Annotated in this window: 10 protein-coding genes and 1 other annotated feature (1 of these 11 only partly in view); all 10 genes read left to right on the top strand. The window is 34.9% G+C overall.

The window, feature by feature from the left end; translation table 11 throughout:
• Window positions 1–135: a binding site (T-box leader), on the top strand; it begins 104 nt to the left of the window's first position.
• Between the two features lie 186 nt (window positions 136–321).
• The 10 genes from leuS (at window position 322) to BCR23_RS03915 (ending at window position 16049) form a co-directional block, all read left to right on the top strand.
• Window positions 322–2835 carry a leucine--tRNA ligase gene (gene leuS, locus BCR23_RS03960; protein ID WP_069634213.1) on the top strand — a complete coding sequence of 838 codons (2514 nt, stop codon included), beginning with the start codon at window positions 322–324 and terminating at the stop codon, window positions 2833–2835.
• A gap of 705 nt (window positions 2836–3540) precedes the next feature.
• The gene (gene abc-f / locus BCR23_RS03955; RefSeq protein ID WP_069634212.1) at window positions 3541–5142 is read left to right on the top strand and encodes a ribosomal protection-like ABC-F family protein; all 1602 of its coding nucleotides are present in this window, start codon (window positions 3541–3543) and stop codon (window positions 5140–5142) included.
• 353 nt (window positions 5143–5495) lie between these two features.
• Window positions 5496–8141 carry a fibronectin type III domain-containing protein gene (locus tag BCR23_RS03950; RefSeq protein ID WP_069634211.1) on the top strand — a complete coding sequence of 882 codons (2646 nt, stop codon included), beginning with the start codon at window positions 5496–5498 and terminating at the stop codon, window positions 8139–8141.
• Window positions 8142–8151: 10 nt separating this feature from the next.
• Window positions 8152–8691 carry a hypothetical protein gene (locus tag BCR23_RS03945; protein ID WP_069634210.1) on the top strand — a complete coding sequence of 180 codons (540 nt, stop codon included), beginning with the start codon at window positions 8152–8154 and terminating at the stop codon, window positions 8689–8691.
• Window positions 8692–8756: 65 nt separating this feature from the next.
• Window positions 8757–9413: a hypothetical protein gene (locus BCR23_RS03940; protein ID WP_069634209.1), complete on the top strand. Its 657-nt coding sequence runs from the start codon at window positions 8757–8759 to the stop codon at window positions 9411–9413.
• Window positions 9414–9437: 24 nt separating this feature from the next.
• Window positions 9438–9764, top strand: coding sequence for an LPXTG cell wall anchor domain-containing protein (locus tag BCR23_RS03935; protein ID WP_069634208.1), 327 nt, complete (start codon window positions 9438–9440; stop codon window positions 9762–9764).
• 460 nt (window positions 9765–10224) lie between these two features.
• Window positions 10225–11697, top strand: a complete 1473-nt coding sequence (locus BCR23_RS03930; RefSeq protein ID WP_069634207.1) for a glycoside hydrolase family 1 protein — start codon at window positions 10225–10227, stop codon at window positions 11695–11697.
• A gap of 219 nt (window positions 11698–11916) precedes the next feature.
• Window positions 11917–14283: an Ig-like domain-containing protein gene (locus tag BCR23_RS03925; RefSeq protein ID WP_069634206.1), complete on the top strand. Its 2367-nt coding sequence runs from the start codon at window positions 11917–11919 to the stop codon at window positions 14281–14283.
• Window positions 14284–14974: 691 nt separating this feature from the next.
• On the top strand, window positions 14975–15292 hold the full coding sequence (locus tag BCR23_RS03920; RefSeq protein WP_069634205.1) for a rhodanese-like domain-containing protein: 318 nt from the start codon (window positions 14975–14977) through the stop codon (window positions 15290–15292).
• Between the two features lie 148 nt (window positions 15293–15440).
• Complete coding sequence (locus tag BCR23_RS03915) at window positions 15441–16049, top strand: NAD(P)H-dependent oxidoreductase (RefSeq protein ID WP_069634204.1); 609 nt, start codon at window positions 15441–15443, stop codon at window positions 16047–16049.
• Window positions 16050–16092: the final 43 nt, after the last annotated feature.

Raw genomic sequence — 16092 nt, 5'->3', positions numbered from 1 at the left:
CTGAATGGTTAGACTAAGGTAAACGCAGGTCTAAGCTTTATTAAGTAAGATCGGTGACGACCGTTATAGCGTTGAGGCTTACATTTATGTAAGTAAATTTAGGTGGTACCACGTTGTTAGTCACACGTCCTATAGGAATTTTTTCCTGTAGGACGTTTTTTATTATGAAGCACCTACACTTTATTTCGGTCTTATCAATTTCTAAGAGCTAAAGCTTTCAGAATGGAAGGCCTACAATTGGCTATACTATCTTAGACAATTGTTACCACCGCGATTGACCATCGTTAGTAAAAGTTATTTAAAAATAGGAGGAGAAAATACGTGAGTTACGATCACAAAAAAATTGAGAAAAAGTGGCAAAAATATTGGGCTAAGCACAACAGCTTTACTACTCATGATGATTTAAGTAAAAAGAAATTTTATGCATTAGACATGTTCCCTTATCCATCTGGACAAGGCTTGCACGTTGGACATCCAGAAGGATATACGGCGACAGACATTTTATCAAGAATGAAAAGAAGCCAAGGATACAGCGTATTACATCCAATGGGGTGGGACGCTTTTGGTTTGCCAGCAGAACAATATGCATTAGATACGGGAAATGATCCTGCAGAATTTACGAAAAAAAATATCGAAACCTTTAAACGTCAAATCAATTCTCTAGGATTTAGTTACGATTGGAATCGTGAAATCAATACAACAGATCCAGAGTATTACAAGTGGACCCAATGGATTTTCACGAAACTATATGAACATGGATTGGCTTATGAAGCAGAAGTAGCAGTGAATTGGGTGCCAGAACTTGGAACAGTTATTTCAAATGAGGAAGTAATCGATGGGAAAAGTGAACGTGGCGGTTATGATGTTGTTAGAAAACCGATGCGTCAATGGATGTTGAAAATTACTGCTTACGCAGACCGTCTATTAGATGATTTAGACTTAGTTGATTGGCCAGAAAGTATCAAAGACATGCAGCGTAATTGGATTGGTCGTTCAGAAGGCGCAAATGTTACGTTTAAAGTAGCTGGCAAAGAGGATGAGTTTACAGTTTTTACCACTCGTCCAGATACACTATTCGGCGCAACGTACACGGTTTTAGCTCCAGAGTTAGAGTTAGTTCAAAAAATTACTACACCAGAGCAAAAAGAAGCTGTTGAAGCATATATCGATGCTGCCTCAAAAAAATCTGATTTAAACCGTACTGATCTAGCAAAAGAGAAGACTGGTGTGTTTACAGGTGCGTATGCAGTGAATCCTGTAAATGGCGCTGAAATTCCAATTTGGATTGCTGATTACGTACTAGCTTCTTATGGTACAGGGGCAATTATGGCTGTTCCTGCCCATGATGATCGTGACTACGAATTTGCTAAAACATTTAACATTGATATTATTCCAGTATTGGAAGGTGGAAATATCGAAAAAGAGCCTTATACAGGTGATGGACTTCACATTAATTCTGATTTTCTAAACGGATTAAACAAAGAAGAGGCTATCTCTAAAATGAATGTCTGGTTAGAAGAAAAAGGAGTAGGGAAGAAAGAAATCAGTTATCGTTTACGTGATTGGTTATTCTCACGCCAACGTTATTGGGGGGAACCGATCCCTGTGATCCATTGGGAAGATGGGACAACCACTACTCTTCCAGAATCAGAACTACCATTGACGCTTCCAAAAACAGATGACATTAAGCCAAGTGGAACCGGGGAGTCACCTCTTGCAAATATTACTGAATGGATTAATGTCGTTGATCCTGAAACAGGAAAAAAAGGCAAACGTGAAACCAATACAATGCCTCAATGGGCTGGAAGTTCATGGTATCACTTACGCTATATTGATCCGCATAATAAACATGAGCTTGCTAATTATGAAAAATTAGAGCGTTGGTTACCAGTAGATATTTACATTGGTGGAGCTGAACATGCTGTACTTCACTTATTGTATGCTCGCTTCTGGCATAAATTCTTGTATGATATCGGAGTTGTACCAACTAAAGAGCCGTATCAAAAATTATACAACCAAGGAATGATTCTAGGACAAAGCTTCCGAGACAGTCGTGGTGTATTAGTTCCAACGAACCTTGTAGAGAAACGTGATGGTATTTGGGTGAATAGTGAAACTGGTGAAGAATTAGAAGAAGCGCCAGCAAAAATGAGCAAGTCATTGAAAAACGTTGTAAACCCTGATGATGTTATTGAAAAATATGGTGCAGACACCTTAAGAATGTATGAAATGTTCATGGGACCACTGGATGCTTCAATTGCCTGGAGTGAAAATGGTCTTGAAGGAAGCCGTAAATTCTTGGATCGTGTGTGGCGTTTCATCGTTGATGAAAATGATAAAATGCGTGACCGTATTACTACAGTAAATGATGGACGATTAACTAAAGTGTATAATCAAACGGTTAAAAAAGTTACAGAAGATATGGAAAATCTACACTTTAATACGGCAATTTCTCAATTGATGGTCTTTGTTAATGAAGCGAATAAAGTTGATGTATTACCGTATGAGTACATTGAAGGCTTTGTCCAATTGTTAGCTCCGATTGCTCCTCATATTGGTGAAGAACTTTGGGCAATCCTTGGTAATGAAGACAGTTTGACCAATGTACCTTGGCCAACGTTTGATGAAGCAGCTTTGATTGAAGATGAAGTAGAAGTTGTTTTCCAAGTGAATGGAAAAGTTCGAGCAAAATTAAATATAGCACGAGGTTTAAGTAAAGAAGAATTGGAAGAAAAAGCATTAGCAGCTGAAGAAATTCAATCTTTTATCGAAGGAAAAACAGTTCGTAAAGTAATTGTAGTTCCTGATAAATTGGTAAACATTGTAGCTAACTAGTGAACTAGAAACAGGGATGCTGAATAAAATCAGTATCTCTGTTTTACTATATTCACGGATATGAGCGGTAAAACTAATTAGTCAGATGGCTTTTATTATTCACGTCTTGGAAAAAACAACATTATTTTTCGAAAAATTTTTAACACACAATAGGTCTATCCCGGTGGGGTAGATTCTTTTTCTGTATTTAAAGAAAAATTCTTCTTCGTTAACGTTAGAAGAAGATTAAATCACTATGGACAAGGTGAATAAACAAGCCGATTTTGCATATTTTAACAGATAATGTTAAAATACAGCTAAGAAATGACGAAGGTGGTGAATAAGTACTATGGTCAACGTGTCAAAAATAACAGCAAGCTTTTCATATATTATAGCGTACCTGGCTTTTTGTCATGTTATAATTTCCAATTTTTTATTTCAAGGGACAAGTGTGTCTAAAAAGGGATAATTAATTGAATAAAACAGACCATTCAGACTTATTTACTTAAACATAATTAGTCATAAAATAACAGAGAACCCAAAATTTATTTGCTGATTCCAATAGATAAAAAGGATTCAGTAACTAATCAAATGACAGGGGATTTTTTAACTAGCAGTAAATAGTGAAGGTTGAACAAGAAGACTTTGTTCGGCTTTTTTGCGTACTTTAAAAATATATAAAAGGCGATTATGTTCTATCTGTCTGAATGGCAGAAAGAGGAAAAAATGTTAGTACAATTACAAAGAATTACAAAAAAATATGGCACAGTGCCGCTTTTTGAGGAACTAAATCTACAGATCAATAAAGGTGAAAAAATTGGACTGATTGGTACAAATGGTTCAGGCAAATCAACTATTTTAAAAATTATTACAGGATTAGAAACAGTTGATTCAGGATCGGTCAGCCGTAAAAAAAATGGACGTGTCGGTTACTTAACTCAGATGCCAGAAGCCGTTGAACAAGGAGTGAAAGAATATCTATTGGAAACATTCGTACAATTGAATGAGATTCAAAATCAATTAACCAAATTAGAAATCCAAATGGCTGATCCAGAATGTGACTTGGAAAAAATAATGACACGCTATGGTCAAAAACAAGAAGAATTTCAACAAGCTGGCGGTTATGAAATGGAAAATAAATTGGAAATGATTGCGAATGGTTTAATAATCAATCACTTATTGGCGAAGAAACTATCAGAGCTAAGTGGCGGCGAACGAACGATTGTTGCATTAGCCAGAATTTTATTACAGGAAAATGACCTTGTATTATTGGATGAGCCCACCAATCATTTAGATGCCAAAAGGATTGCTTGGTTGGAAGGCTATTTAACACATGAGAAAGCGGCATATTTGATTGTTTCTCATGATCGATTATTCTTAGATCGTACAGTGGGAAAAATTGTAGAATTAGAAGATGGACATTTATTGGAGTATAAGGGTAATTATTCGGAATACAAAAAACAAAAAGAAGCTCAGCTGGAGAAATTGAGAAAAGATTTTGCTGAACAGCAAAAAGAAATAAAAAAAATGAAACTGGCTATTCGTCGTTTTAGACAGTGGGGACACGAAGGAGACAACGAAAAGTTCTTCAAAAAAGCTAAGGAACTTGAAAAGCGATTAGAAAAGATTCAGAAAGTCCCTAAACCCAAAGAAGAAGCAAGCAAAATAGGGAAAAAATTTAAAGAAACGGATCGTTCTGGTAAGGAAGTTCTGCAATTTAGAGAAGTCGCTAAAAGTTATGATGGACGAAAACTATTTGATCAGGCAACATTCACTCTCTTTTGGAAAGAACACTCAGCAATTATAGGGGAAAATGGTGTAGGAAAAAGTACCTTATTGAAGCTAGCGCTGGAGTTAGAACAGCTTGATAGTGGTCAGATCAAGCAAGGGACAAATCTCCATATAGGTTATTTACCCCAAACCATTGAATATGAGAACCCTAAACAGACCATTTTACAAGTATTCACTCAAGCTTGTTCCACAGTTGAACAAGAAAGTCGCCACATTTTAGCAAAGTATTCATTTTATAGTGATGATGTTATGAAACAAGTTCGATTTTTAAGTGGTGGTGAAAAAATTCGTTTGGAGTTAGCCAAACTTATGTACAATGAAGTTAACTTTTTACTGCTAGATGAACCAACGAATCATTTAGATATTGAAACAAGAGAAGAAATAGAAGAGATACTAGAAGAATTTAAAGGAACGATGTTGGTTGTTTCTCATGATCGTTTTTTTCTACAAAAAATGTTTGATATATTTTTAGTTATTGATCAACAAAAAGTAACGAAAGAAACCGGAACCTATATAGAGATACTTGGGTTAAACTAAAAAACAGAAAGAGTAGATAATTATTAGTCTACTCTTTTTGTTTTTTAGTCTATTTCCCAGATTGTATGAAGTTCTTAAGGTGATGTAACTGGAATTGGGTTATACATAGAATGGTTGAAAATATAAGATGGTTGATTTTAACGTAACCAAAATCCAAAGTGTACTTAAAAATAGCTTCCTTTAATTTATTTAACAAAAAGTTTGTAATAATAAACAATTATAGATGAAAAAAATATATAAAATATAAAAAACTAATGTTATTAAATTGAAATCGCACAAAAATTAGAATACAATGAAGTGGTAAGGAGGTTTTTTCTATATATGTTTTATATAAAAGTCAAAGGAGGACTGTCGTGAAAAAAAATAGTAGATTGATTTTTATTAGTATACTTATATTAATGATCTTTCCCTTCGATGGATCCTATGCCTTGGGAATAGATAAAACTAATGAAAAGACGGCGTCAAATGTACAATTACCTGAAGAAGAAGCAACACTAAATTCTTCAGAAAGTTCTGAAACTAGCTCTTCGGAGATTTTAGAATCGACCGTTGAAGAGAATGTAGAAAATGAAAAAATAACTAACGATATCGAGATTGATAATAGAGGTAATGTAAATAAACCTGAAATAAATAATAAAAATATATTGAAAATAGGTGCTCGACAAACCGATGATGGTTTCTGGTTAGTTGATTCAGCTACTACATTGCGGGAATATTTGAAAGATAGTCAAAAACTAAAATTACGCCTAACGAATGATATTGACCTAGGCACCACAGGCTATCAACTTAAAAATGGCATGATCATTGACGGTGCTGATCACATCATTACATACAATAAAGGTGGTTCACCTACCAGTGGGTTTTATATCAATGAGGCAAATGCAGTTATTGAAATTCGAAATACTCAGTTTGGGAATAGTGATGGATCAGGTGCTATTGGGTATTACGGTGTAGTGACAGGCATAGCGGCTGTAAATATGACATTTATCTTTGATAATGTGGATTACTATTCAACGAATGGACAAATGATCTATAACATAGACGGTTCGGTCATTATGAGAGGACAAAATACGATCGACCAAAGAGGAACAAATACATATTCCCAAGAATGGGCAGAAATCAATTATGTTGAAATTCAAAGTGGAAGAACGTCAATCAAACATTCAGGGGTGACGAATGCATTTATCTGGTCAACAGGAAATGCCTCAGGAAATCCGCATGCAGGGACATCTCAACTAATAGTGAGAGAACATGCACGATTAGATGTTCAGACGAATGGTAATGTGATGTACGGCGTGCTTTCCCCAAGTTATATTGTAGAAAAAAATGGTATTTTTAATTTGGATAAGGTAACACTTGCAACGGGCGGCACAAAAAATAAATTTTTTGATAGTAATCTAACACGACCAATCACTTTCGATTTTAAAGAGCAGTCTCAAGTTAATTTTATGTTGCCGGTGCCGATCAACCTTTATACGGCTAAAGGGGGAATGACCTTTGCAGAAAAATCGGAAGTTTCAATTGATGTTGCTAGTGGTGGGATTTTTACAACAGAGCCTTCCAGTACATTTGCTATTAATATGAATAAAGCTAAAAAAGTTTCTTTTTCTAGCACCAGTCTTGGAACGATTGGATTAAATGGAGCTAATGGCGTCAAAAATTTAGCGTTTACGAGCAACTATATGCAAAAAATAGAAACATTTTCAACTAAGATGAATAACACGCCAACCCGAGAGATGTTTAAAGAAAATTCAGATTTAAATATTAGGGGAAGTAATTTTACAAATATAGTAGGCTCTCCTCATCCTTTTGATAGTCAAGAACTGCTTGATTTAAAAAACTCACAGAAACTTGTTTTTAGTGCATTTGTGGAGGTCCCAAATCAATTAAATCTTGTAGCGTATGATGCCACTGATACAGAACTCTCGCTTTATGGTAGATCCGTCAATAATGGAAGTCCAGCTAGGGCAGTTAAATTTTTCCTTTTTACTGATGAAGGGGATATAAATAATTTGAAAAAAGCGAAACATATTGTGACATTAGATGAGTTTGATGGTCAAGTAAACACCTCTCTAAATTCAGAATATGGCATACGGATCAGTGATTTAAATCCTAATACTACTTATTGGGCGCAAATGGTAGTTGTAAATGAGGCAGGAGAAAGTGAATTTTCTAAGGATTTTAAGATTAGTACCAAACCTCAGTTAAAGAGTATCACTACTGATGTTACGACAACTTCAGCAGTAATTAATGGAGAGTTGAGCAGTGACACAGGTAAGTGGACTGACTACACAAATGGAGAAGAATTAGCGATCCCAGGTCAAACGGCTTATTATGGTGGACTCTATCAGCAAGTTGCGGTGGAGTATAGTAAGAATAAAAACTTTCCAGTAAATGAAACAAAATCTCAAATTGCGCATCTTTTGGGAGACAAGCATCAAAAATTTACAACAAAATTAAAAGGATTAGAAGGGGACGTCACTTATTACGTTCGTACAAAAGTCACTGGCGTTTCAGGGATAGAAGTTATTTTAGCTATGACTCCTCTAACAGAATTTCAAACGGTGACAGAAGTTATAAACGTAGAAATTCCCATCGAAATGGCTTTTCAAACACAGAATAAAGATCTTGGAACTTCAAAAGAAGGAGAAATAACTTCTCCAGACTATCAACTTAGTAATAAAGGTAACGTGTCTACGAAAGTATCGATAACCAATCTAACAAATGAAAATGTTGCTGCAAATCAGCTACTCCTATTAGATAATCTTTCTGGAAACTATGGTCATGAAGAACTTGCTTTGCAAATGTTTGTGGACAATAAACAAACAGAATCCAATTTTTTAACTGCTGATTTAATAAATAATCCTTTATCGATTGGTGTTTTGAAAACTGGTGAACAAAAAAGTCTAAAACTAAGGGGCAAATACTTCAATCCTAATGCAGTAGCGAAATTTCCAACCTATAAAATCATATTCAAGGTTGAAAGAAATGAAGAATGAGAGGGATCAGATGTATAAAGAAAATCAAGTGAATAATGAAAAGAAGAAAAAGAAACGACTACTAATTTTATTGCTATTACTTATTTTTGGATTCAGTGCAGGAGGTTTATATTATTATTTTTCCAATAAAGCCGATTCTATACAAGTTGTTTCAGGCGATTACTTGCCGGATACAAAAGGTGCTCAAAAAATGAGCGATAAAGAAGTGAAAGAAGCCGAACAAAAAGCTGTCAATGCTAGCAAGTTCAATATGGTTATCAAGTCAGAAGCGGTTTTTGAAACCTCAGATAGTAAAGGCAGTCTATACATTCAAAATCCAGTGGAAAACGGATACCCCATCAATGTGGTGATTCATTTAGATAATAACAATGAACAAGTTTACTCTTCAGGTGCAATCCAGCCTGGGTACGAAATAAATGGGGGAAAGCTGGATAAAAAGCTTCCGAAAGGAAATCATGCAGCAACAGCTACATTTGATATTTATGATTCGAAAACAAATAAAAAACGTGGACAAGTTCAAGCAGGAATCACTATTCGGATCAACAACTAACAAAGTTATTTAACAGAGTTTCTGTTTAAATATAAATCATTTTACACACAGAGGGAGAATAAATAATGAAGAAAACAAATTTTTTAATCGCAGCAATGATGTTAGGTCTTAGTGTATCAGGAATCACTAAGGTAGTTTTTGCTGAAACCATCGACGGAGAAAACTCTGCAGATGTTATTATCAATGGGACGATTGGTAAATTAGATAATACTGATCCCGATGCGACTATTCCAGAAGGATCAGATGAGTGGATTAATGTTACTGTTGATACAGCTACGGCTTTCCATACTACAACTGCCAGTGCACATAAGAATATTGAGTCAGCAGATTACAGTATTGTGAATAATTCAGGTCGGGGTGTTGCAGTGACCTTGAATAAAATGATTGGAGCTCCAAAGTATGTTGATAAATTAACGATTAATGCAAAAGGCACAGGTCTTGTTGCGACACCTACAGCAACTAATTTAGTTGAAAACAATACATTAGTTGATTTGGCTAGTGCTCCTGTATGGATGAAATTAGCTAACAAAGATGGACGTTTAAACATTGACACTGATACAGCTGCAGCGTATGCAAATGCTGCAAAATTTAACTACACAGGAAACACAGTAGCTAGCTTACCTTCAGATGTTAATGAAAAAGCAGCAAAAGAAGATTATACACTGACGTTGAAATTCACATCGATTCAAAAAGACGGTACGACAATTGGTGTAACACCATAGTTTGACAAAAGGCTGTGATGAACAATGAAACGATTCAATGGTTACATCGTTACAAGTATTCTTTTGACGGCGTGTATGTTTTATTATCAAGAGGTAGTCCATGTTCATGCCGCCGAAATAGAGATACATGGACAAATAGGTGAAGATAAAGTAACTGTACAGCCGCCAAAAGAATCGGAAACAAAAATTTATGGAACCCTAGCCAAGCCTAAACAAACGCACATAGAGTTAAAAACTTTTCCAAATACGGGAAGTATGACTGAGAAAGTAACATTACTTGGATTACTACTACTATTGATTTACGTACTACTCAGTAGATGGAAAGCACATAGAAAAAAACGCCCAGGATAAGAGAGGAAGGGGAAGTAACTTCCGCTCTTCTAACGTATACTTAGTATTAAAAAGGGAAGATTGGGACAGAAAGTTTAGCCTCAAAAGGAGTTACTACTGTTCCGACTGTTGATCCAGATTATACTAGGCTAGGATATAACTTGTAGAGTTAACCCCTAGCCTAGTTTTATTTTTGGGGGAAACAAAAGGTTGTCAGCGCTTTCTTTGTGTGCTAACATAATAGTAACGGAATGTAACTGAATTTTTTCGGGCATAACCATAATATAGTAAAGATGACAAAAATTTTTGTCGTGTTTTCTATATTATGGTTTTTCTGTTTCTAATGTAACAATCTCTGTCCTGTTCCCTTAATCAGATGTTTTATGATTAAATCGTCAAGAAGGAGGATAGGAAGTAATCGAAGGTAGTTAAAGGAAACGTTGTTTCCAGAAATTTATAGTATAGTGAGGAGAAATGATAAATGAGTAAATCAGTCTTTCCAGAAAATTTTTTATGGGGTGGAGCAACTGCGGCAAATCAATATGAAGGTGGTTATCTTTCTGGTGGTAAGGAATTAAGTACGTTAGATGCAATCACAGGTGGCAGCCATACAACACCTAGAATGATCACTTATAAAACGAAAGAAGGGAAAATAGAGACTAGTGGCAGAGGAGACGCTTTACCTGAGGGAGCTATCGGTTATGTTGATCCAAATCGATATTACCCAAGTCATGTAGCAACCGATTTTTACCATCATTATAAAGAAGACATTGCATTGTTTGCCGAAATGGGATTTAAATGTTTTAGGCTATCAATTGCTTGGTCACGAATTTGTCCTAAAGGAACTATGGAGATCAATGAAGAGGGATTAGCTTTTTACGATAAAGTGTTTGATGAGTTGTTGAGTTATGGCATAGAACCAGTTGTTACAATCAACCATTTTGATATTCCTATGTACTTAGCAGATGAATTAGATGGTTGGTCAAGTAGAAAAGTCATTGACTATTTCTTGTTTTTCTGTGAAACCCTTTTTAAGCGTTATAAAGATAAAGTGAAGTACTGGATGACATTTAACGAAATTAATTTTTTACGGAGTTGGACTCAAATTGGGATTCATCAAAATGATAAACAAGCAAAATACCAGGCGGCTCATCACCTATTCGTTGCCAGTGCAAAAGCTGTTAAATTAGGTCATAAGATCAATCCTGATTTTAATATTGGAATGATGGTAGCGTACATTCCGAGTTATCCTATGAGTTGTAATCCAGAAGATGTAATGGAAGCTGTTAAATTCAATCGCGAACAAGAGTTTTATATCGATGTACAAGCCAAAGGATATTATCCAGCGCATAAATTAAAAGAATTCGAGCGAGAAAATGTTGTGATCAAAAAAGAAGCTGGTGATGATGAAATCATCCAAGAAGGAACCGTAGATTATATCGGATTTAGTTATTATATGTCGACTGTTTCTGCAGCAAATCCAGATGAAGTGAAATATGTAGGAGGTAATCAAATGCCAGCTGTCAAAAATCCTTATTTACAAGAATCTGATTGGGGCTGGGCGGTTGATCCTTTAGGATTACGCATTTCTTTATGCAAGTTGTACGATCGTTATAATATACCATTATTCGTTGTAGAAAATGGTTTTGGAGCAGTCGATAAAGTAGAAGCTGATGGAACAATTCAAGATGACTATCGTATCGATTATTTCAGTAAACATGTGGCAGCAATGAAAGATGCGATTGAGTTAGACGGTGTTGATTTAATTGGCTATACGCCATGGGGCTGTATCGATTTGGTTAGTGCTGGAACAGGTGAGATGAAAAAACGTTATGGCTTTATTTATGTTGATATGGATGATGACGGTCATGGCACACTTGCACGATCAAGGAAAAAATCTTTTTATTGGTATAAATCATTAATTGAATCAAATGGGAGTAAAATTTGTAGGTAAACCCATTTTTGATAGACGATAACTTACACAAATTAGTTTATGAGGACCATTCTTGATTATGGTGATATAGGACTGAAATTAAATATATATATTGATAGTCAATGTTTTATATTGATTTTTATTTGACCAACAAAGGATAATGGAGGCGCTTGTTATTTCATATAATTACGACTAGAATATAAAGGGTTTATCTATTTATTTAATGATAGGAGAGATTTTATGGATAACATCAGATATCTGAACCGAAAGCCTTTTATTTTGGTCAGTGTTATTACTGGGCTCATTTTTTTTATAACTGTTGGGGCTGCAGGGAGAATGGTTGATGCAGCTGAAAATAAAGCAGATAAGACAATTACCTTAGATAAAGATAAATGGAAAATACAAGTTGTTACCGAAACTGATTCAGGAACTAAAAGATCGAAGGAACATGACTTAACGACCACAGAGAGTTATTACGAAGGATTTAATAAGGCTTTTATAAATTCAGATGGTGACAGTATTTCTGTAAGTTTGCCTGGGAGTTCAAATGGTAGCCCAGGTGGCGGGCGGTCAATAGTTGATGCTGAGATAAAGCAATCAATTTTTTTAGAAGCAAACCGTTACTACCAAATTAAAGGGAAAACTAGAATGCGATATAGTCCCACATACACTGATAGAAACATATCTATGACGAACATAATAGTAGATAATAATTATCATTATTTTATTTTTTACCATCTAAGTCATTCATATCTGGATAAAACAATGAATAATGTAGTTACGATGAAGTCAAATGAATCAAAAAATTATTTAATTGGATTTAGCTTTCGCAAACCATTAAATGCAGTAGTGAGTACTAATACTAGTGTTCCATATTATACGAATTGGATTTTATCTGATTTTGGGGTTACAGATGTTACAGATGACTTTTTAAAATTAACAGCAAGTATAGATGGTTTATTTACAAGTAGGGATCAAAACGCATTGAAGTTAAGTACAAGCCAGCAAAAAGTAGATAACTTGAAACAAGACGTGGAGAATTTTTCCAATGTATTAACGGAGACAGATAAAAAAAAATTAGAGGAAAAACTAACAAAAGCGCAAACTATATTAGACAAAATCCAAATGACGTTGAAAATTCAAGCATTGGTAGATAATCATTTACAAGAAGCTAGTTACAAAATTACAGGGACAACTTATCCAAACTCTTTTCTCTCTTTTTCAGGGAGTCCTGCTTTAGCAGAAGGCGAATTAAACTCAGAAGTAGAGGGCGATTTGACGAGATATCAAACTCGAGCAGACAGTGTCGGCAAGTTCGCCTATGAGTTGCCTAAAGGGAAGTATTTTGAGGCGGGTGAGGAAATTCTCATAAAAAGTATGTTACAAGGAAAGACCTTGACCATAACCAGTAAGGTAAAAGATACAACTCCGCCTGATCCCCCACAATTAAACGAAGTAATTGATAAGTCTATTACTTTTTCTGGACATTCCGAAGCTAACGCGACAATCAATGTCTATGAAAAAGGAAATCAATCAATTTTTTTAACAGGACAAGCAGATGCAGAGGGACAATTTGATATTTCGATTCCAAAGGCACAGCAACCACTAGTACCGTATAAAAATTATGAAGTTATTGCACTCGATAGTAGTGGAAATAAAAGTGTTGCTTCTAACTTACAACAAGTGAAAGATACGACCCCGCCAACAGCTGAAGCTGTTATTCAGCAAGTAAAAATCAACGCATCTGTTCCAAGCATATCGATGCTCTTAAAAAATATCTATGACAATGCGGGTATTGAAGATATCACGATGGAGATGATAAAACAACCGGATCTAACAAAAGTAGGACGAACAACAGCAACAATTGAATTGCTGGATAAAGCAAAAAATAAAACAATCATTGATGTGCAATTTTTAGTAGAAAGTTCTGATACAATGAAAGACGATACTTATATGCTTTATGGGGAAACCTTTAGTACACTTGCGGTAGATTATCCAGAAACAGAAGCAGAGCAAATTCAATTTATTCTTGAACAAAGCAAAGCAAACGCTTGGGAAATAGCAACGTCTAAAGAAAAGAAAGAATTAATTTTAATAGATAAAACATTAGTAAAAAGAGCAGTAGGGACATATGAAGTGTCTTTTAGTATTGGTAAGATAACTAAAAAAATAAACATAACATTATTACCGGGTATGTTAACCATAAAAAACTTTTCTTCAAACGTTTCTTTTGGAGAACCAGCTATTCAATCAAGAAAACAAAAAATAGTTCAAGAAAAAGCTGTTGAATTGAAAATAGAAGACACACGATTTAATAAAAATCAGTGGCGTTTAACAGCTCAGTTAGAGAGTCATTTTCAAAATACTCATGGAGAAGATGAATCAGGACTGAACTTATATGTGAGGGAAGAAAAAAATAAAGAAATTCCAATTAATAAACAAGGAACAAATGAAGTGTTTAGCTCAGGGGGAGATACAGGTCGGGAAGTAACTGTTTCATTTACGAATACGTCGCGTTCTTTGATTTTAGAAACTGTGCCTGGGAAGATCAGAAGTAATACAGTTTATGCAGCTAAAATTAATTGGCTTTTAGAAAATGGACCTTAAAAAAATAAAGAACATAAGAATGACGATACCTACTGAGAACTGTTCGGATGTAGAAAGTTGATACTATTTTAAGTAAACACAAAGAAGGCCTACGGATAATAGTATGCCTTCTTTGTGTTTACTTAAAATAGAAAAGAAAATTTCGAATATGGGTGGTTTAAGCACCGTTCTTTGATAAAAGAGAAAAAAATTTATGAAAGAAAATCATCATTTGTTTTTTTATTACCGCTAAAAAAATGATGATGTAACAATGTAGAATTATTTTAATACACGTTAGGGAAATAGCCATGACTTTGGAACGATTCTATGGCTAGAAAACAGGTCTATCAACAACAAACTTTAGATAAAATATAGAGGGAGTGGTTGTATCAATTAAGTTGCAGAAAACCTTCTTAGTTAAGGAGCTATTAAAATGTTTTGATAAAAGAATGTAGTCAATTAATAATAAGAATCTACTTGAAAGTATGTGGAAATCAAATTTTAAATATATTGAATGAGGTCGTGTTTCAAAAAATATTTTGAAGTAAGGACTAGTTTTTTAATCTAATTCACAAAAAAGGCAGTAAACTGTTGTTGTGGGAACAAACAGTGGTATACTGCTAATAAGGCAAACCGATAATCATCAAATTTGGTGGTCTATGGCGTGATAGAAGTTGGATATTTGAAAAGCCACAGGAGGAATTGGATTAAGATGAAGCGAGTATCGATCAAAGAATTAAAAGAGTTAATTGAATTAACAGTCAATGAACCAGTTTCAATCATTGACGTTCGGGAAGTAGATGAATTTGCGGAAGGTCATATTGCCACTGCAAAAAACTATCCTTTATCCACTTTACCAGAAACGATGTCAGAAATTGATCGGGAGCAACCTCATTATGTGATTTGCCAACATGGTGTTCGTTCGGAACATGCGTGTTCTTTTCTTGAAAATTATGGGTATAATGTTATTTCTGTTTCAGAGGGAATGTCTGTTTGGGATGGGAAAGATAAAGAAAATAGTTATAGATGAAAGATGTCGTAATGAGCGTGATGCTTGTTGCGCTTTTTTTATTTTTAAAATTACTTATTTTTAGTAAGATAAAAGAGTTGCATGTTAACTTACTTTTTGTTAGTATATGAATGTAGATAAAAAACAACAGTTATTGGAGGAGAAAAACATGGCAACAAAATTATTAATTGCATACTATAGTTCAACAGGCACAGGTACACAAATGGTAACATGGGCCAAAGAAGCAGCAGAAGCAAATGGAGTAGAAGTTCGTTTAAGAAAAGTTCATGAATTAGCACCAGATGTTGCCATTGATTCTAATCCATTATGGCGTAAAAATGTGGAAGCAACAGCTGATGTTCCAGAAGTGACAAGTGATGACTTGTTATGGGCAGATGCTTATATCTTCTCTTCACCATCACGTTTTGGTGTTATGGCTAGCCAATTAAAACAATTCTTTGATTTACAAGGTGGACTTTGGGCACAAGGTAAATTAGCAAATAAATTTGTTACAGCATTTTCTTCTGCACAAAATCCCAATGGCGGACAAGAGCAAGTTATTCAAGGAATTTATACAGTAATGCAACATTGGGGTGCGATTATTGTACCAGCAGGATATGTAAATCCATCAACCTTTGCAGCTGGGGGAAATCCTTATGGAACAAGTGCTTCCATCGATGGGGAAGGCAACATGTTGAAAGCCGATGAAGTGAAGGCTGCTATTCAAGATCAAACGAAACGTTTGGTTGATATAACAAGTAAATATTTAAGTGAATAAAACAGCAAAAAACCGCCAGGTTAATTCCTGGCGGTTTTTTATT

This window comes from Enterococcus quebecensis (assembly GCF_001730365.1).
In the GTDB taxonomy this organism is placed as follows: Bacteria; Bacillota; Bacilli; order Lactobacillales; family Enterococcaceae; genus Enterococcus_L; species Enterococcus_L quebecensis.
Note: the sequence above shows the minus strand (reverse complement) of the source record. Positions and strands in the feature narration are given on the sequence as shown.